Below are 17,913 nucleotides of genomic sequence, written 5' to 3' on the forward strand. Positions count from 1 at the left end.
ACCACGAGGCGGCCCGCCTCGCGGCGCTGGCACCCTATCAGCAGCCGGATGCGCTGCCGGAAAACGCGCTGGACCGGCTCACCACGCTCGCCGCGCGCCTATTCCGCGTGCCCACCGCCTTCGTCTCGCTGATTGACGACCAGCGCCAGTTGTTCTCGTCCCGCTACGGGCTGAACATCACCGGCACCGCCCGCAGCGTTGCCTTCTGCGACCATACGCTGGCGCAGGGGGAGATCCTCTGCGTGCCGGATACCCTCGACGATCCGCGCTTTCGCGACAGCCCGCTGGTGCACGGTTACCCGCACATCCGCTTCTACGCGGGGATCCCGCTGGCCACCCCGGACGGCCACCACATCGGCACCGTGTGCCTGACCGACACGCAGCCGCGCCCGCCGCTGACGGACGCGGACCGGCAGCACCTGGCCGACATCGCCGCGCTGGTGATGGACCGGATGGAGGTGCACCGGCTCGAACTGCTGCGCCACGCCAGCCAGCAGCGGCTGGAGTCCATCTCGGCTACCTCCCCGGACGCCATCATCTGCACCGACCTGCGCCGCGGCATCACCTTCTGGAATCCGGCCGCCACTGGGATGTTCGGCTACGGTCCGGAGGAGATGGCAGGCCAGTACGTGGCCGGGCTTATTCCCGAGCGCTGCCAGATCGACTACCGCAACGAGCTGGATCGCCTGACGGCCGACGAGGCGGCCATTTCGCAGCCGCGCACGCTGCAGATATGGGGGCTCAGGCGTGACGGCCGTGAGTTTCCGGCCGACGTATCGTTCTCCGGCTGGCGGGAGGGCGGCGAACGCCTGGTGGGGATGATTGTGCGCGACGTCACCGCCAGGCACGAGAGCGAGGCCCGCCTCTGCGAGCTCGCCTCGCTGGACATGCTGACGCGTCTGGCCAGCCGCGGTGCCTTTATGCAGCAGTTAGGGCAGCTGACCGAGGCTGGCGTGCCTTACACCCTGCTGATGACCGACCTTGACGGCTTCAAGGAGGTCAATGACACGCTCGGGCACGCCGCCGGCGACGCGCTGCTGTGTCACGTGGCGGAGCAGATCCGGCAGGTGTGCGCCGGGGCGGTCACCGCTGCCCGGCTCGGCGGCGACGAGTTTATCATCCTGCTGCCGGGTGAAAGTACCGGTGCCGGCCTGACGGCGGAGCGCCTGATTGCCGCCGTGGAGGCGCCTTTCAGCTACCACGGCTCCGCCGTGGTGGTCGGCGCCAGCACCGGCATTGCTGCTTATCCCGAACACGGAGAGGACGCCTCGTCGGTGATGTCGGCGGCGGACCTGGCGCTCTATCGGGCCAAGGCCACGGGCAAGGGCTGCAGCGTCCTGTTCCGGCCCGAATTCCTGGCGGCGGAGCAGCGGCGCCGGCGCTTTGCGCGCGAGCTGGAAACCGCGGTGCGCCAGCAGCAGTTCACCCTGCACTACCAGCCGCGCTATGACGCCGGCAGCGGCCGCCTGCTCGGCTGCGAGGCGCTGGTGCGCTGGCAGCATCCGGCCCGCGGCCTGCTGCTGCCCGCTGATTTTATTGAGATGCTGGTGAAAAGCCCGCTGTCCGTTACGCTCGGTGAATGGATTATCCGCACCGCACTGGCACAGGTCCGCCAGTGGCAGGTCCGCTGCCCGGAGCTTCGGGTCAGCGTTAACCTGTTCCCGCGCCAGTTGGCCGGCCCCGGGCTGGAAAGCGTGCTACGCGAGTCGGCGGGCGGCGACGCCGCCTTTGTGGACCTGGAGGTGGACGAGCCGCTGCTGACGGGGATCGTTGAGGAAATGCCGGCACAGTTTGCGGCCATCCGGCGCACGGGGGCCGAATTTGTTATCGATCACTACGGCCGCACGCTGGGCGCCATCAGCCTGCTGCGGCGCGGCTTCGTCAGCGGCTTCAAGATTGACAAGTCGCTGACCCTTGAGCTCAGCACCAGCATGCGCGTGCGGATGATGTTCCGGGCCATCGCGGCGCTGGGAAAAAGCCTCGGGCTCAGCGTGGCGGCGGAGGGGGTGGAGGATGCGGGGCTGCGGGCGTTCGTGGCAGGCGCCCAGTGCGACATCATGCAGGGCAACGGGCTCTGCAGGCCCCTGACGGCGGCAGCGTTTGAGGCGCTGCTCAGCGCGGAAGACAACAGCATGACGCTGACGGATAACTGATGAAACGGTGCCCTCAGCGGCCCATCAGCCGGTGCGCCAGCTTATCGAGTAGAAGGAAGGGCAGCGCGCCCAGAAACAGCAGGCCCCGCCTGATCCTGCGCAGGGCGCTGCTTTCAGAACAACAGGCCCCACCGTTCCTGCTGAGCAGGACCTTAAGGGCTGCATCCGGGCTTTCGGCCGTCAGGCTGCTGCCCCACCGGCGGTGCAGCCGCAGACTGGCTACCGTGAGCGGCGGAGCATCCATTTGTCCTACAGCGTAGAGCCCCTCGCGCAGCCGGCGCTGCCGAGTCTCCTCCACGGGTGATTAGGGTTCAGACGGATAAAGGCCCTGAAGCTCTACCCGGGTAGCGGATGATTTTGAAGATATTGCCCCGGAGCTGACCCCGGAGGAGGTTATGGCCAGGCTGGCGCTGGCCGACGCCAGCCTGGATGCGGATATCAGTCTCAGCTGGTACTTCCTGCGGGACTGCGCTGACAACGTTCTGGCACTGCGGGAGGAAAAGGGATGAACACATGGCTGGTTTCCTTTCAGGCTGAGTGGCAGGGCGCATGTTCAGAGGAACACCTTCTTGTCCGGTCTGAGGACGCGTTGCTGACCGAAGCGGGGTGTACGCATATGGGCCGGATGTGGTGGAAGGAGGATGCCTGTGAGAGTGAGGGATGCTACTGGCGTTTCGGTGGCAACGACGTCTGGCTGAAGTCCATCATCGTGTTCAGTGACGCAGAGTGGGAGACGCTCTCCGGGCTGCGGTTCCTGGATGAGTGGACGGTGACCGGCACGCCGGATGCGCCGGTGGTGCGCGACCGGAACGGCAACAACTGGCAGGACTTCCGGGACTGAAAACGGCAATAAGGCGGCCGCCCGGCGGGCGGCGCTTTCCACTGAAAGAAAGATGATGTCGCTGCGCTCCGCTGTTCTGCCGCGTCCCGGCCTGACGTCCGGCCCGCGTCGTCACGGCATCACCGCATATAAGCTACAGGGAGATAAGCTGTGGTGAGCTGTCGTTTTGCCGACATGCTTCCGGCGGGTACGGGGAGAACACCCGGCCTGGCACGCTGTGCGGCCGGTGCCGTGCCCTCACGGTAGCCGGGCGGCTTCTCAGACAAGGGACGCTGGCGCTCGTCCCGCTTGTATGTTCATAAAGCCTGTTTAGACTGGCTACACGATGCTGCAGCACGACCGTCCTGCTGGGTTAACAAGCCCGAGGGTGAGCCGGACCGCGCAGCATTCTTTTCATAAGCAGCCCGAACAACTGCCTGGGTGGTTAATACCAGCCCGAATTTTGCAAGACCGGGAGAACTGAAATGAATATGAAAACAGTCATAGGTATTGATATAGCCAAGAAGAGCTTTGATGTGTGTATCAGTGACAACTCTGACACCTTTCATTTTGAAAACTCGGCTAAAGGTTTTGATGAACTGTTGAATCTGGATTCAGTGAGAAAACAACAGGTCAGTCTTTTTGTTATTGAAGCAACGGGTAACTACCACAGAGCACTTGTAGATGTACTGGAACTCAATGGTTTTGCCATTGCTGTGGTTAACCCCCGCCTGATAAAGAACTTCAGCCGTGCTATGGGACTTAGATCAAAAACTGATGTTCAGGATGCCAGGGTTATTCGCGAGTACGGCGTGCGCATGGAGCCGCCGGTCAGACAAAAGTGTGACAGTGAGCTCTTGAGGCTTAAAGCAATGGCCAGCCGCCGTCGTCAGCTTGTTGCCAGTCGCACGATGGAAACGAATCGTCTCGAAGCGCAGACAGATCAGGAAATCAAGTCCGATATACGACGTCATATTCAATGGCTGACATCAGAAATCAAGCGCATCGACGCAGTCCTCGCTGAAAGAATCGGTAAAATGCCCATGCTGAAAGAGAAAGTGAAATTGCTAAGGGAGGTTAAAGGGGTAGGGCCGGTTGTGATGGCAGGATTACTTACTTAGGTGCCTGAACTGGGAACGCTTGATCGCCGCAAAATCAGTGCCCTCATAGGGCTTTGCCCTTATTCGCGGGATAGTGGTAATTTCAGGGGGAAGAGGACGATATGGGGTGGCCGATCTGATATCCGTTCAATGCTGTATATGGCTGTACTTTCGGCTATACGCTATAACCCGGAAATTAAAGCTTTTTATGAAAACCTGACCGCAAGAGGCAAAGTTTTCAAAGTTGCTATGACCGCATGTATGCGGAAGCTGATAACCATCATAAATGCGATAATCCGGGATGGTGAGAAAAAGCAGAGCTTAGTGGTCCCGAACTGCGACAGGAATATTTCCCTTATTAAAAATTGAAATTGCAAATAGATGGTTGCAACTACAATTGGGCGTTGGGGTTAACGACCGCTCAGTGCCAAAAGCGAAAGTAGCATATGAACTTGTATGTTTAAACCGACCGTATATGCTCCTGAAGTTTGGGATTCAAGACTCTCAAACCGGCATGTCAGACCGTTGTCAGGTTACTGTCGGGTTATGATCGTGGTCGTGCAGGATTGTCTGGGCAACACTGTGCACTGATCACTTTCCATTTGGAGACATAATATGAGTAATACAAACAAAATTAGATCGCGGCGTCTTGCGCGAGCATGGTCCCAGGAACAGCTTGCCGAACTGTCCGGACTGAGTGTGCGCACGGTGCAGCGTATTGAGAATGGCGATCAACCCAGCCTGGAAACACTGAGCGCCCTTGCAGCTGTATTTGAGGTGAGCGTTGCGGATCTTTCTGGCTCTGATGCGCATGGCGATAACGCGCTCGACCAGAGAATTGCCGAAGCGAAGAGCAATCTCGCAGAGGAAGGCCGTTTTTACCGGTCGGTTATTACCGCTGTCGTTGTTTGTGCGCTACTGCTTGTTCTTAACCACTTTACGGCCCCGGCCAGCGTATGGTCATTGTGGGTATCGGGGATCTGGTTTGCACTGCTGGTTATTCGTGGCATGAGGACGTTTGTTTTTCGCGGGCTGATTAGCCGCTGGCAACAGAAGCGGTTGCGGCAGATGCTGCGGCGATAACCGCGATTCGCAACAGTAGTCATATGTTAAATTTTCAGGGACAAATCAGTATGAACCTGACCACCTGCCACAGCAGCCAGACGCCCAGCAGGATCTGTATCGTCCGGACAGCCCATCTTGGATAGCGCCATGAGTGCCGTTCGCGTTCATCAGCCTTCGCTATAGCCGGATCTGCATTCTGTTTTCTTTTATTCGGCCTAAAATCCAGCCAGATGGACGCCATCGCCGCTAATCCGGCGAAAATTTTAAGCGCCAAGTGTCCGTCCATCTCAGATCTCCATTCTATGTGGTTAACGGGGGAAGTAAGACACAACATATCTGAACTGGCCTGATCCCGTAAAGCCGGTATAAAGCTTTTATTAGTATATCTGTCTGAGTTGTACTGACAGCCGTAGAGTCTGATTTTTCGAATGAGGAGATCCAGATGAGTAAATATTTCCTGGCCTGTTTTTTCGCACTGTGCGCTTTTTCTGTGAGTGCCGGTCATGGAGGCACTGGCGGTAATGGTGGGGCCGGCGGTTATATGGGAAAGAAGGGGGCAGACGGCGCTGACGGTGGGAACGGTTCGGATGGCGGCAGCTCGAATAACACCCCCGGCAGGCCTGGTTGTCCGGGCGGCACAGACTCTGATACGGATGGTAAATTTTATCTTCCAGGCACAAAACAGGAATGTAATCCGGGCAAACAGGACCTGATTAAAACACATCAGCCTGTTGTTGTCGGAGTTTGATTTGCACAAGAGATGTTATGTTCAAAATGATGAAAATATTTAGCAGTCATCAATAAACGTCTGATGTTGGCTGTGAGTTAAAACGGAGGATGTAATGCACTGGATGAATCGCTTTGCAGGTAACTCAGCCAGTTACTGCTTTACCGAACAGACTATTGTGGCATGGTCCCACCATTTATTTTTATTAACTCTGATCGCCTCCACATTAAAATGCGCTTTTTGTACTTCATTAGTTAAATTTGAAAGCGGCATCAGGGTTCGCCAGGGGCGACCTCCTTTTAGCAAATGATGTCTGACTGGATCATAGGCACTCATGTCTTCGAAATAACGAGGAGTTCCGCACATAGAGCTGATCACAAATAGCCCCCCGGGGGCGAGCAGTCTCCTTACCTCTGCAAAAAAGAGTTTACGTGTGTCATCTATCAGACAATGCAAACAACTGCCATCGATAATCAGTTCAAACTTTGAGTCCTCACATTGACTGAGATTGCAGACATCGCCGACAAGAAATTTAGCGGTGAGTCCGGCCTGCTGAAAACGATTTTCTGCCCACCAGATAGCCGTTTCTGACCAATCAATCCCCCAGACAGAATACCCCAGCTCAGCAAGGGACTGCGCTGCCATTGCTCCATTCCCACATCCCAACTCAAGTACCGGCGTACCCGGTTGGGGCAAATACTGGCGCGTGTCAAGCCACTTGAATATTTTCTCCTGCTGCTTTTTGGCTCTGAGATAACCATCTCCAGCCCAAGCTTCAGCGCCATTTGCAAGAAGTTGCCTGTAATGTTCCTCATAGGGGTTCATGCCAGAGATACCTTTCCAAAAATATTCACTCCACTTTATACGTCATCGCCGCCTTTCAGGAATAGCATCCCCATCGCTCACAGTGAACATTTGTCTGTTAATACAACGGTGCTTCTATACCGCGTTCTGATTGACATTAAACACAACTGCTCACCCGTTCCCCGCCGTGCGCGGGACATTCAGTCCGCTCCGGCGGCGCGTGCGGCTTGCGCGTCCGCCCCTGTCTGCTCAGCTGGTCGCCCGGCTGTGTGGAGGTCACGGCACCAGAGGGGTGCCCCTTCACACAGAGGAGCAGAACATGTCCCGATTCATGCAGGGCGACAGCGTACAGATTATGTCCGGATTCCCCGATAACAGCATCGATTTTATATTGACCGACCCGCCTTACCTCGTCGGTTTTAAGGACCGTTCCGGGCGCTCAATTGCCAACGACGTGAATGATGAGTGGGTGCTGCCGGCGAGCCGTCAGATGTACCGCGTGCTGAAAAACAACAGCCTGGCGGTGAGCTTCTACGGCTGGAACCGGGTGGATACCTTTATGCAGGCCTGGAAGACCGCGGGGTTCCGCGTCGTCGGCCACCTCGTTTTCACCAAGCCCTATGCTTCAAAGTCCGCCTTTGTCGGTTACCAGCACGAAAGTGCATATGTGCTGGCCAAAGGGCGCCCGGCGCTGCCGTGTAATCCGCTGCCGGACGTGATGCCCTGGCAGTACACCGGCAACCGCCGCCACCCGACGGAAAAACCGGTCAGCATCCTGCGGCCGCTGATTGAGAGCTTCACGCAGCCCGGTGACCTGGTTCTGGACCCTTTCGGTGGAAGTGGCTCAACGTGCGTCGCGGCGGACCAGTGCGGGCGCCGCTGGATTGGCATCGAGCTGATGGAGCAGTACCACGCGGCGGCCCTGCGTCGCCTCGGTGAACAGCGTGCCGCGCGCGCGGCCTGACGGAGAAGAATCATTATGATGAGCACAGATAATCAGCAGCAGCGCGCCCGTGACCGCCTGGCGGAAGACGTGGCCGACATTGACGATACCCTGACAGAGCTGTTTCTGCGCATCCATGCGATGCGCCAGTATTGCCCGCGCGACAGTGACAGCGCGGACCTGCGCCTGACTATGCTGGCGGTGGAGAATATTCACCGGGTGCTGACGGACGCCTCCCGCCCGGCGGCCCGGCTGCGGTCCTGCCTGCGGGGATGACTGAGTATACCGGTGTGTGGTTAAAAAGTGACCGCACACCGGGAGGGCTGATGCTCAGAGGCAGGGCCGTTTTTATCCACAGGATTCCGGGGCGGATATGCACCCCGGATGTGGACAAGGCATTAAGGATGTTGCTGCGCGCCTCATTGATGCCGCCTGCGGCGGGGAAATAAAACCGTGCTGTCTGCGGCCGGTGCCGTGACTTCACTTTAGCCCGGCCGCTGCGTGTTCAAGAGACCGCTTCGCTCGTCTCCTCGCCCGTTCGCACTCGCGCCGTGGCGCTTACTCCCGTCGTGCTGTCGCTCAGTTTTCGCGTCAGCACCGTGCGTAATCCCCTCTCTGCTCGCTTGCGCTGCGGCCTCGTCGCCGCTTCTGAACACTCCGTTTTTCGCCGGGCTGTCATTCAGTCACGGCACAGGCCGGAATGGCAATCCACCCTGACAGCGGAGATTTTCTGATGAACACAGCCACCCCTGCTTTTGAACCTGCCCGCATCCCTGACGGTTACGTGCGGATGCGTTTTCTGCCCGCCCTTTTCGGCGACGATTTTTTCCGGGCTGAACATAATGTTTACCTCTATGCCGACCGGTATCTGGCTGACTACGGCGGGGCCGTGTGGGACTTCGCTCTGCTGACGTCCGGCGGCGGCTTTATGAAGCCTGCGGACGACGAACGCCGGCGTTTTGTGAATCCGGGCAACTACAGCGATACGACGGTGAGCAGCGAGGCTGCGGGTATCATCATCACCGCCCTGGTGCTGAACCACCGGAGCTGGATGTATGACCGGCACGATGAGGAAGAACTGTGCCGTCATTACTGCCAGCGCCACCGCCAGCTGATGGCGTATGCAGAAACCCACCCGGAAGCGGCCGCGATTTTCCGCGCACTGGACTGAACTTCACCGGGGCGGCGTTGCCGCCCCGCAATGATACTCAGGGAGTAAATAACGATGTACGGAATCGTAAGTGAAGTCTGCGAAAACCTGAAAAGCAGTTTTCCGCAAAACGAGGAAATCATGCTGATTATCTGGACAACCTCAGACGTGCAGGGCGTTCTCAGGGATGAAAGCATAACGGAAGCGATGGCCGCCCGGATACCTGCCATGACAAACGGAACTGAAGGGCAGCATGAATACGGTATCGGGTCTGAAACGTTGCAGTGCATCCGGCAAACACTGGAAGAAGAAGAGGCCTTGCGCCCGATTACCGTTCCCGCCGCTGTGCTGGAAAAGGTGATGGCGCTGGCGGAGGAATTTCTTCTGTATACCAATCTCAGGTCAGGCGAGGGCACAGCCCGGCGGCTGTACCGCGAGGAGCCGGAGGCCCTGCAACGGGTGCGCGAGGCCGTTAACGGGTAAGAGGCCGGGCAGGGACGTCCGTTTCTGCGGTGAGGCCGCCGCAAAACCCTGCCGCTGCGCGGCTGTGCGGAAAGCCCGCGCCTGCGGCGCGCCTTCCGCACGTCTCATCAGCATGCTGATGCCGGAAATAACTGAAATCCGGGGTGGCTGCCGGGACCGGATGCAGGTTTTTGTCCTGATGATGCGTTTTTGCCGTTTTTTATGCAGAAACAGCCTGAATAACAGGAACTGAAGCCGGCGCCACCTTTCGGCTCCCCGGCAGGCCGGGTCGTCGAGCCCTATGTCGCTAAGCGGCAAGCCGCCAAGCGCCACCGAACCCCTGCGGGTTTCGTCCGCGAGCGGTTTCGGGCTGATGTCCAGGTTCAACGTTTGCTGCCGGCTTCGCCGTCGCGTTCACCGGGCGCGCTGCGCCCTTTAATGCCGCCACGCCGTTCCGTCGTGTCGGGTGTGTTCCTGCCCGTCTGCCCGTCCGGAGAGCATGTCCCGGTCGCTACTCGCGGAGGGCTTTCCGTAGCACAGTCGATTCACTTCCGAAAGGGCACCGCTTCGCTGCCTCCTCACCCGTTCGCACTCGCTCTGCTCGCTTGCGCTGCGGCTTGCGGGGGCTCCCTTTCTCCGTTCACTGCCGGTGCTACTTTGCCCTTCGCCGCGACGGGATCGACCGAAACATGACTACACACCGGAACAGGAGAAGTGCCATGAACACACAGAACTTCAACGTCAACACCGCCACGCCAGAATCTCCCAAAACATGGGTGAACAACCCTTCCATCACCTTTATTTCCCGAAAAACCCGTGCGCTCATCCGTCTCGCAAAAACGGAAGGCGATCTGATGATGTACCGCGCCTTTGAACGCCTCGGCATTGATTCACGGGATTATAACGATGAAATTTGCGCACCCCTGGAAGCCGCTCACCTGGTGACAGAGCTGGCAGACATGGGCGGGATCACCACGCCTGCGGTGTATGACATGGTCCGCTCCGTGGAGGCTCTGGCACAGGGTATGAAGCTGTCATGTCTGTGGGATGAGGAATACCCGGAAAACCTGCCGGAGCTGGCGGTGTTTCAGGCCGCATCGGCAGAAAAGAAGGCGCGGACTCTCCGGAGTATGAAAACAGTCGCTCCGGTGTCTGCTGACGTGCCGGAAATACCGGGCCTCAGTCAGGCACTGGTTAAGGAGCTGGATTATCTGGCCGCACTCAGCACCAGATCGATTGACGAAACGGTATGTGAGGAGCTGCTCTCCGACACGATTCTGTATATGGCGGAGCGGATCTGCGGCACGGTAACGGACTGGACCCGTCCGCGTCCGGTGGTGCCGTTTTCCTCCCTGACAGCCTGGAACTGTGCCGGTCAGCTTGCCATGAAGTTTTTCGGAGAAACCGGTGAAGCCGCGTGGAGTGCGGGGCGTTCTCACCTGGCGCTGTTACTGATGGCTGGGTATTCCATGTATATGGCTGATATTGCGTGATTATTTATCCGGCAGTCAGGCTGCCGGATCGGGATATAACCATGAAGACACATCACGCAGACAGTACAGACACGTCCCTGCCGGGAAAATTCACGCCACCTGCCGGTCTGTCGCCGGAGCTGGCCGACAGTCTTGCCGAACTGACCGCACTGCGCACGCAGCACCTGAGCGTCAGCGAACAGCATGCACTGCTCTGGTCCGTGCTGCGCAACTTTGCGCAGGTGGTTGCTGGCACCGCGACCGGCGATGTGCTGCCGCTGGCCTCATTCCGGGCCTGGATACTGGCGAGTCATATCGTGCATGAGCGGTTCGGACTGGCGGGAGAGGTGGCGTGGGGGCGGGCCAGCGGCTGGCTGGCGGGGCATCTCAGTGAAATCAGTGCCGGAGCATCCGGAGGATCACAGGCGTAAAAGAAGCAGGCATCCTGCCTGCTTCTTTTACGGCGGGAACTCCCCCCCGGGAAAACCCGCCACGTCAAAAAACTGTACTGGAGAGTTATATGAATTCTGACCCGCAAATCCTGTCACAGGCAGAGGCGTTTGTAAATGGCCTCAGAAATGGCCGCAGGGCCACTATGCGTCCCATGCCATTCCGGCAGTGGCCGCAGTTTATGCAGGCTGTACACACAATGATGGAGGCAAAAGCATGAGTACGGAAACCCTTCTGAATGCGGCATCCGCGCTGACGCCGGTCACACAGGCCGATATCGCCCGCGTGATGGGTGCATACTGTTTTATCCGTCTTGATAACGGGGATGAGGCCTTTTTCCACAACGGACACTGGCTGGACGGTGCAGACGCCGCCAGCGGTGAACCTTCAGTGCTCGGTCTGGCACAGCGGGCGGCACGGGCAGGGGAGAAATTCCTGCGCTGCATGGAGCTGCCGGTGCCGGATTCGGCAGAGTGGTGCTGGAGCGACGTCGCGGAGCAGCTGGCGCGCAGCGCCGTCACGGTGGGGGTGCGCATGGTGCTTATCGTCACGGGATGTGAAACGCGGCAGGGGCGGGGCGTGCACTTCTGTAACGATCCGCTGCTGAGCGGCATCAACAGCAACCTGTGGTTTCCGGTGCGCCCGGATGAGGACTGGTTTGCGGGCATTGAGCGCATTCTGGTAATGAACGGCGTGGCGGAGAACGTGGTCAGTCTGACGCCGTTGCGGGACAACCCGTCCTGTACCGACTGGAAAGTTATCTGTAACCGAAAAGTTATCATCTGACAGAAAAAAGGCAGGGGGGTGTGCCCCTGCCCGTTTCCGTTGCCGGTCCGGTAAAACCAACAACCTCACCTTAACCTCGGAGAAGCATCCATGTCTTCACTTATTACTGTAGCAGCTGCCTGCCATCCTGTTTCTCAGGACCTCTGTTTTGCCGACCTGGTCACACTGGCCGGGGACGGGGTTCTGCCTTTCGACACCGGTAACTCTGAGCGCATCAGCGCCGCGGCGGCTGCACTCGTGACCTTCGCGGAAAGGACCGGCCCCGATGCTGACGGGGAACCGGCAGAGACCGCCGTCACGGACCTGCTGGCTGACCTGAGGCACCTGTGTAACAGCGGCGGAATGGCGTTTGATGGCCTGCTGGCGACTGCCCGGCCGGAGACGGAAAACGAAGAAGAAGGGCGGTAAAAGCAGGAGCGGCCCGGTGCTGACGCACCGGACTGCTTCCTCCTCCTGCGTCCGCCCCCGTGCAGTGTTCGCGTTTTCCTCCTGCTGCTTTTCCTCACGTTGTGCTTTTTCGCCGGTTGTTTTCAGGCATTTTCCGCGCCAGAACCACAGAAGAAAAGGGCATGGCCCCCTGACGGCTTCCCGGCAGTGCCGGGTCGTCAGCCCCGCTCCGCTAACCGGCAGAGCCGGTAAGCTCCACCGGACCACGCGGGGGCGTGTTCCGGGCCTCCCGGCCAGGGTCTGATGGCGAAGGTCAGGCGCTGCAACCGGCTGTCGCCGGTGCGTTCACCGGGCGCGCTGCGCCCTTTAATGCCGCCACGCCGTTCCGTCGTGTCGGGTGTGTTCCTGCTCATCTCCCCGGTCGTGCAGCCTGTTCCGGTGTGCTCCCCGCGGAGGGCTGTTCGTAGCACCGTTCTCCGTCTGCCCTGAAGGGTACGCTTCGCCGTTCCTCGCCCGTTCGCACTCGCTCTGCTCGCTTGCGCTGCGGCCTCCGGTGACGCCCTTCGTGCATCCCTCGCCCGTCGCTACTCTGCCCTTCGCCGCGAGGAACTCACCGAAACAGGGTTAAAGCAACCGATAAGAGGAAACCAGCATGAACACACAGAACGTCAACACCGCCGCTTCAGAATCTACCAAAACACGGGGGAAGGGACAGGAAAACCGCGACCTGAGTCCGGCTCAGTTTGCGGACCTGTACCTCTGGATCCGTGCAAACGGTGAGTTTACCGGCGTGGCGGGCGTGCACTGGGCCGTACTGGCCGGGATGACGCTCATTGAGGAGCCCACCCCGGAGCCGGAAGCCATGAAAATTTACGTCCACAAAGGGTATCCCGTGGCCGTCCAGGAATATGACACCGGATTTGTGGTCGTCCGGGAGTATTACGCCGCTGCCGCCGGGGAATGATCCCGGCCAGAAAACACGTTGATTTGACCGTCTTTCTCAATATAAGGAATTTTATTATGGTCCGTTTTGCCACCCGCTACGCCGCCCCCACGTCTGTCCGTAAAAATAATCCACTGACCAATGATGAGCTGATGCGCGTCGTGCCGAGCGCCTTTTCCGCTGAAAAACACGACTCCCGATCTGACCGGTATACGTATATTCCAACCATCACCCTGCTGGATAAACTGCGCGACGAAGGTTTCCAGCCTTATTACGCCAGTCAGTCACGCGTGCGCGACCCGGAGCGCCGCGACTTTACCAAACACATGATCCGCCTGCGCCGGGGAAATAATCTGTCCGGTGACGAAGTCCCTGAAATTGTTTTACTGAACAGTCACGACGGCTCAGGCAGTTATAAAATGATCCCCGGTATTTTCCGCCAGGTATGCAGTAACGGCCTGGTGTGCTGGAAATCATTCGGCGAAATCAGCGTGCCGCATAAAGGGGATATTGTCACACAGGTGATTGAAGGTGCTTATGAGGTGATCGGGGTGTTCGATGAGGTCGAAAATAATATCGACACAATGAAATCCATTCAGGTGAACAGTGAAGAACGCCGCCTGCTGGGGCAGCTGGCTCTGGAGTATAAATATGACGGTAAAGAGCCACCCGTCACGGCAGAGCGTATTATTCAGCCGCGCGCATGGTATGACAAAGGCACCGATTTGTGGACCGCATTTAATATCGTGCAGGAGAATCTGATCAAAGGTGGCGTCTCCGGCAGAACGGCGAAAGGAAAAAGAACCACTACCCGACCGGTGACGGGAATTGATGGCGATATAAAACTTAATCAGGCGCTGTGGAAAATGGCGGAGGAGTTCGCAAAACTCAAAGCATAGCGATTAACCCCGGTGCGATGGGTTATTTTATGGGGGTGTCAACGTCTGCGCTGATAAAGGTTTCCGGCGCAGGCGTTTTTTTATTCTGCTGTGTCATGGCAGCATAAACCTCATCGCGGGCGATAAGCACGCGATATATACTTTTAATTATTGCCGCATACTCACGGCGCTGTTTTATGAGCTTCGGGCTGGGGCCGGCATTATACATCCCGACGCTGTCCCAGTTTCTGCCGTACTGCCTGAAATTGCGCGCCTCGATCCACGCGCCGGTATAAATGCAGATGCACGGATCTTTCAGAAGCCTTTCCCGCGTAATATCAAACTTTTTCAGCTGATCAAAATGAGAACTGTTGATCTGCATGTTGCAGACGTCATGCGTTCCCCCGCTGCTTTTGGTATTCAGCGCATTATTACGCATGCGCGATTCCTGAATGGAGTGTGCCATCAGCAGACGCGGATCAATACCGAAATCTTCCCCGGCCTTTGTGAAACACATTTCCGGCGCAGCCTGTACGCTGAATATTACGGCAAAGCCTGCAAAGGCTAACCATTTCATAAAAATAATCTCATCATAATGCGAAGAATGCGTCTGCGTGAAAAATACCCTCTCAGGTAATCCGGCGCAAGATAATTCGTTACAGACGCGCACGGGGCGCTCTGCGTGACCTTCTTACGGCCATGTCGGATTATTTAAAACAGCAGGAAGGGGGGTATTTCACAAGCCGCTTTTACAGGGTTACTTTCATCACACCCCACGCAAGATTTCATCTTGCAGTTTTTTGTTTTAAAAACATGATGTTACTTGTGATTATTTGCAGCATTTGGCTTGTATCAGAAGAAAGGTGTGTTAATTAACACACTTTACAGTGCCGTATTGTGTGTTAATACAGTGCCGGATTGTGTGCTGATACAGTGCCTGATTGTGTGTTAATCCGGCACTGCAAACGGCACTGTATGGTGTGTTAATTGTGGCTATGTATTTAAATCAGTGTGTTATGCATGATTTTTGCGTCAGTAGTGCCGGATCAACACACATAAAAACGGGTTACAGTGCCGGATTAACACACATAAAAACGGGTTACAGTGCCGGATTAACACACATATAAACCGTGTGCAGTGCCGGATTAACACACCCCGAAAAATTAATGCACAGTGCCGGATTGACACACAGTGACTTCCGACAGAATAATAAAAAAAGCAACATGGTGATTTTACGTATTCCGCAAGCTGTCCCGGAAGTGAAAAAACAGAAATATTCATCAGTCACTGTGCAGGTAATACCCAGCTCAGGCAGTAAGGATAATGGCATGGCCAGAAGAAATATTTACTTTAAAGAGAAAACCGAAAGGGAAGTTCAGGACCTGGTGCAAATTGAGATACAGAATGGCGCGACGCACGGCGATGTGAACTTCTCTTCCGTGGTCAATGAACTGGTCGGTATCGGACTGATGGTTAAAAAACATCAGGGTGAAGGGAATAAATTTGACCTTGATGGTTTTAACCGGGATTTAATTCGTAAGGTGTCAGGGAGTCGTGAGGGTATCAGCATCATGATGGCGATGCTTTCTGAAATGTATCTGCGCATGCGGGGTGAGGATGTGGAAAGCGGGCTGGAGGGAATTATTGACAGTAACCTGTCAGGAATGCATGCCGCAGAGGATAAGGCAGAAAGTAAACATTTCCTCTCTGAGGAAAAGTAATCTGCTCACGGAAATTTACCTTCGTGGCTGTTTCCGTGGCAGTATTTTTGTTATTCCTGTTCCGGCGTATAAATCCTGTCATCACTCTTCTCCCGTAATCTCTGATGGTTCTGCTGCTGCCAGAGGAAAGAGACGCCCAAAAAATCATAAGCCTCTTAATAAGAGGCTGCCCCCTGTCAGTCTGTTATGGCAGCGCTCACGCTGTCCACCGGGGTCTTAAGGCACTCCCGGGGATTTCGTTGTATTTCATACAGGTGTTATTCCACCGTGATTTTTCACACTCACTGGGAACACGGAATGAAAGTATTTTACCTCCTGCATGAGGGGTGAATTAATCACTGACGTGAGGTGGATGATTTTACCTGTGTAAGGGGCGCGGTCTGGCGAATGATAATCCTGAATTCAGGAAGGGGTGCAAAGGGATGGTCAGACTCATTATGCGATGATACCAGTGATTTTTTACGGCCCGGTAAAATATGATAACCGGGCATCCTGCCCGGTCTGAATTCTGTCTGTCAGGACTGTTTTTTCTCATCCTCCGGCTTTTGCGTCAGCGGATTTTCGGCTGCAGCGACTTTCTCCGAAATAAATTCATCAAAAAGAATGGCCAGCTCACGCAGGCGGTGAACTTCCTCACTTTCAGGCAACTGCTGCTCCGTGAAGTAATTCAGCGAACCCAGCAGACGCTCCATAATCTCCTGATTGACGCTGCGCTGATTAAACCGTGCGCTGATATCCATGTCGCGGCGTAAATTAACCGGAAAGCTGCTGCTGAATGCCCGGTTTTTTCCGGGGACAAATGTTTTTTTGTTCGCATCATCATTATTTTCCTGCCCGGCGTACTCCTGCCGGATGATTTCGAGTTTTTCCTGCAGGAACTCATCAAATAATCGAGCCAGAGCGACCAGACGCTGCCCCTGTCCGGTTTTAATCACCGGCCTGCGCGGCGTAAAACGCATTGAGGCCACGAGGCGGCTGATGATTTCGTCATTGGTGGTGTACCGGCGGACGCGCGCTGCCACGCGCAGTTCCATCAGTAGATTTTCCGGCAGCCACAGCTTGCGGTACTGCATCTCCCCCTGTGCATATTTACGCGGACGTCCACGCCCGTCGCCCAGCTTCTCTTTGACTTTCATTGTTTTTGTACCTCCCTGCGAGGCATGCCCTGAGTTAGCACAAAGCCTACAGCCCTCTCTTCCGGGAATAATCCTAAAAATTATCAATTGTCTCTTAAAAATGTGATATGCATCACAGATTTTTTTTTTTTGAGAAAATGTAGACTTACGGTGCGTTACGTCTGTTTACGCGCAATGACGTTCCCTTAACTCAATCCGAGGTTTTTTATGAAAGTTGTCTCAGGCAAACCTGCTCTGGCGGGGGCGGGGGCTGCGGAAGCCTGCCCGGTCTCCCGGGGCCGGTCAGTGTCCGGCTTCATCGGTATGCTTAAACGCGGTGCCGGTTCCCTGTACCGGCACCGCGTTAACCTGACGCTGATTGGTCTGGCGCTCCTCTGCTTCGCGCTGCCGCACCTGGTGCGCGCCGAGGACCTGCTGTCCAGCCAGAAACAGGACGCACAGGATACGTTCGGTCACGGCAGTACGCTGGAGTGGGGGTTTTATATCGGTGAAGTCCTGCTGTCTATCTACCTCTACATTAAATCCCGTAACCCGATGGTGTTTGTCGGTGGTCTTGTGTTCCTTGTCCTTGTAACCCGCACCCTCTTCGCCATCGCCGGTTAACCCTGTCATGGACAGGGAAACCCTTCAGTACCAGTTCCCGGAAACCCTCAATCTGCAGAAACGCGTGCTCGGACTCCCGCCTGAGGAGGCCTTTGTCATCGTTGCGTGCGCCGGTATCGGCCTGCTCTGCGACATCTTCATCGTGATGCTGATTGTGGCGGGCGCGCTCTGGCTGTTAATCCGCTACCTCAAGAAGGGGCAGGGCACCTGGTGGCTCATGAACCTTCTTTACTGGTATCTGCCAACCGCGCTGCTCCGGCTGCAGTTCCGGCGGGTGCCCGACTCAGGCAACCGGCACTGGATGCAGTAACCC

Annotated in this window: 23 protein-coding genes; 19 read left to right on the forward strand and 4 right to left on the reverse strand. The window is 56.8% G+C overall.

What is annotated here, in order from left to right; translation table 11 throughout:
- Positions 1-26 precede the first annotated feature (26 nt).
- From AC6I8X_RS28615 to AC6I8X_RS28635, 5 genes are all read left to right on the forward strand, one after another.
- Positions 27-2,153, forward strand: coding sequence for a putative bifunctional diguanylate cyclase/phosphodiesterase (locus AC6I8X_RS28615; RefSeq protein ID WP_497842147.1), 2,127 nt, complete (start codon positions 27-29; stop codon positions 2,151-2,153).
- A gap of 505 nt (positions 2,154-2,658) precedes the next feature.
- Positions 2,659-2,994, forward strand: coding sequence for a hypothetical protein (locus AC6I8X_RS28620; RefSeq protein WP_497842118.1), 336 nt, complete (start codon positions 2,659-2,661; stop codon positions 2,992-2,994).
- A gap of 464 nt (positions 2,995-3,458) precedes the next feature.
- Positions 3,459-4,094 carry an IS110 family transposase gene (locus AC6I8X_RS28625; protein WP_497842119.1) on the forward strand — a complete coding sequence of 212 codons (636 nt, stop codon included), beginning with the start codon at positions 3,459-3,461 and terminating at the stop codon, positions 4,092-4,094.
- Positions 4,095-4,442, forward strand: coding sequence for a transposase (locus AC6I8X_RS28630; RefSeq protein WP_497842120.1), 348 nt, complete (start codon positions 4,095-4,097; stop codon positions 4,440-4,442). It begins immediately after the preceding gene.
- 246 nt (positions 4,443-4,688) lie between these two features.
- The gene (locus tag AC6I8X_RS28635; protein ID WP_497842121.1) at positions 4,689-5,156 is read left to right on the forward strand and encodes a helix-turn-helix domain-containing protein; all 468 of its coding nucleotides are present in this window, start codon (positions 4,689-4,691) and stop codon (positions 5,154-5,156) included.
- 34 nt (positions 5,157-5,190) lie between these two features.
- On the opposite strand, the gene AC6I8X_RS28640 is transcribed toward AC6I8X_RS28635, so the two are convergent.
- Positions 5,191-5,424: a hypothetical protein gene (locus AC6I8X_RS28640; protein WP_497842122.1), complete on the reverse strand. Its 234-nt coding sequence runs from the start codon at positions 5,422-5,424 to the stop codon at positions 5,191-5,193.
- 156 nt (positions 5,425-5,580) lie between these two features.
- On the opposite strand from AC6I8X_RS28640, the gene AC6I8X_RS28645 reads away from it, so the two are divergent.
- On the forward strand, positions 5,581-5,886 hold the full coding sequence (locus AC6I8X_RS28645; RefSeq protein ID WP_497842123.1) for a hypothetical protein: 306 nt from the start codon (positions 5,581-5,583) through the stop codon (positions 5,884-5,886).
- Positions 5,887-6,018: 132 nt separating this feature from the next.
- Here AC6I8X_RS28645 and AC6I8X_RS28650 read toward each other — a convergent pair whose 3' ends face one another.
- Positions 6,019-6,690: a class I SAM-dependent methyltransferase gene (locus AC6I8X_RS28650; RefSeq protein ID WP_497842124.1), complete on the reverse strand. Its 672-nt coding sequence runs from the start codon at positions 6,688-6,690 to the stop codon at positions 6,019-6,021.
- A 298-nt stretch (positions 6,691-6,988) separates the two neighbouring features.
- Between AC6I8X_RS28650 and AC6I8X_RS28655 the strand changes: the two genes are divergently transcribed.
- The 10 genes from AC6I8X_RS28655 to AC6I8X_RS28700 all read left to right on the forward strand — a co-directional run bounded on the left by AC6I8X_RS28655 (position 6,989) and on the right by AC6I8X_RS28700 (position 14,161).
- Positions 6,989-7,633 (forward strand): DNA methyltransferase, encoded by a 645-nt coding sequence (locus AC6I8X_RS28655; protein ID WP_497842125.1) that lies wholly within the window; start codon positions 6,989-6,991, stop codon positions 7,631-7,633.
- A gap of 15 nt (positions 7,634-7,648) precedes the next feature.
- Entirely contained in the window at positions 7,649-7,888 is a 240-nt protein-coding gene (locus tag AC6I8X_RS28660; RefSeq protein WP_497842126.1) for a hypothetical protein, read from the forward strand.
- 457 nt (positions 7,889-8,345) lie between these two features.
- Positions 8,346-8,783, forward strand: a complete 438-nt coding sequence (locus AC6I8X_RS28665; RefSeq protein ID WP_497842127.1) for an antirestriction protein — start codon at positions 8,346-8,348, stop codon at positions 8,781-8,783.
- A 54-nt stretch (positions 8,784-8,837) separates the two neighbouring features.
- The gene (locus AC6I8X_RS28670; protein WP_497842128.1) at positions 8,838-9,245 is read left to right on the forward strand and encodes a DUF1380 family protein; all 408 of its coding nucleotides are present in this window, start codon (positions 8,838-8,840) and stop codon (positions 9,243-9,245) included.
- Between the two features lie 698 nt (positions 9,246-9,943).
- Positions 9,944-10,717 carry a hypothetical protein gene (locus tag AC6I8X_RS28675; RefSeq protein WP_497842129.1) on the forward strand — a complete coding sequence of 258 codons (774 nt, stop codon included), beginning with the start codon at positions 9,944-9,946 and terminating at the stop codon, positions 10,715-10,717.
- Positions 10,718-10,758: 41 nt separating this feature from the next.
- Positions 10,759-11,127 (forward strand): hypothetical protein, encoded by a 369-nt coding sequence (locus AC6I8X_RS28680; RefSeq protein WP_497842130.1) that lies wholly within the window; start codon positions 10,759-10,761, stop codon positions 11,125-11,127.
- 235 nt (positions 11,128-11,362) lie between these two features.
- The gene (locus AC6I8X_RS28685; RefSeq protein ID WP_497842131.1) at positions 11,363-11,932 is read left to right on the forward strand and encodes a hypothetical protein; all 570 of its coding nucleotides are present in this window, start codon (positions 11,363-11,365) and stop codon (positions 11,930-11,932) included.
- A gap of 90 nt (positions 11,933-12,022) precedes the next feature.
- Positions 12,023-12,340 (forward strand): hypothetical protein, encoded by a 318-nt coding sequence (locus AC6I8X_RS28690; RefSeq protein ID WP_497842132.1) that lies wholly within the window; start codon positions 12,023-12,025, stop codon positions 12,338-12,340.
- Positions 12,341-12,971: 631 nt separating this feature from the next.
- The gene (locus AC6I8X_RS28695) at positions 12,972-13,283 is read left to right on the forward strand and encodes a hypothetical protein (RefSeq protein ID WP_497842133.1); all 312 of its coding nucleotides are present in this window, start codon (positions 12,972-12,974) and stop codon (positions 13,281-13,283) included.
- 56 nt (positions 13,284-13,339) lie between these two features.
- Entirely contained in the window at positions 13,340-14,161 is an 822-nt protein-coding gene (locus AC6I8X_RS28700) for a DUF932 domain-containing protein (protein WP_497842134.1), read from the forward strand.
- 22 nt (positions 14,162-14,183) lie between these two features.
- Here AC6I8X_RS28700 and AC6I8X_RS28705 read toward each other — a convergent pair whose 3' ends face one another.
- On the reverse strand, positions 14,184-14,717 hold the full coding sequence (locus AC6I8X_RS28705; protein WP_497842135.1) for a lytic transglycosylase domain-containing protein: 534 nt from the start codon (positions 14,715-14,717) through the stop codon (positions 14,184-14,186).
- 751 nt (positions 14,718-15,468) lie between these two features.
- Here AC6I8X_RS28705 and AC6I8X_RS28710 point away from each other — a divergent pair.
- Positions 15,469-15,861 carry a relaxosome protein TraM gene (locus tag AC6I8X_RS28710; protein ID WP_497842148.1) on the forward strand — a complete coding sequence of 131 codons (393 nt, stop codon included), beginning with the start codon at positions 15,469-15,471 and terminating at the stop codon, positions 15,859-15,861.
- Positions 15,862-16,376: 515 nt separating this feature from the next.
- Here AC6I8X_RS28710 and AC6I8X_RS28715 read toward each other — a convergent pair.
- Positions 16,377-16,997 carry a hypothetical protein gene (locus AC6I8X_RS28715; RefSeq protein WP_299455876.1) on the reverse strand — a complete coding sequence of 207 codons (621 nt, stop codon included), beginning with the start codon at positions 16,995-16,997 and terminating at the stop codon, positions 16,377-16,379.
- A 207-nt stretch (positions 16,998-17,204) separates the two neighbouring features.
- Here AC6I8X_RS28715 and AC6I8X_RS28720 point away from each other — a divergent pair, with 207 nt between their 5' ends.
- Positions 17,205-17,600, forward strand: a complete 396-nt coding sequence (locus tag AC6I8X_RS28720; RefSeq protein ID WP_497842136.1) for a type IV conjugative transfer system pilin TraA — start codon at positions 17,205-17,207, stop codon at positions 17,598-17,600.
- A gap of 7 nt (positions 17,601-17,607) precedes the next feature.
- Entirely contained in the window at positions 17,608-17,910 is a 303-nt protein-coding gene (gene traL, locus AC6I8X_RS28725; protein ID WP_299455872.1) for a type IV conjugative transfer system protein TraL, read from the forward strand.
- Positions 17,911-17,913: the final 3 nt, after the last annotated feature.

The sequence above is a fragment of the Pantoea sp. X-Soil-TKNS-1280 genome, assembly GCF_059730475.1.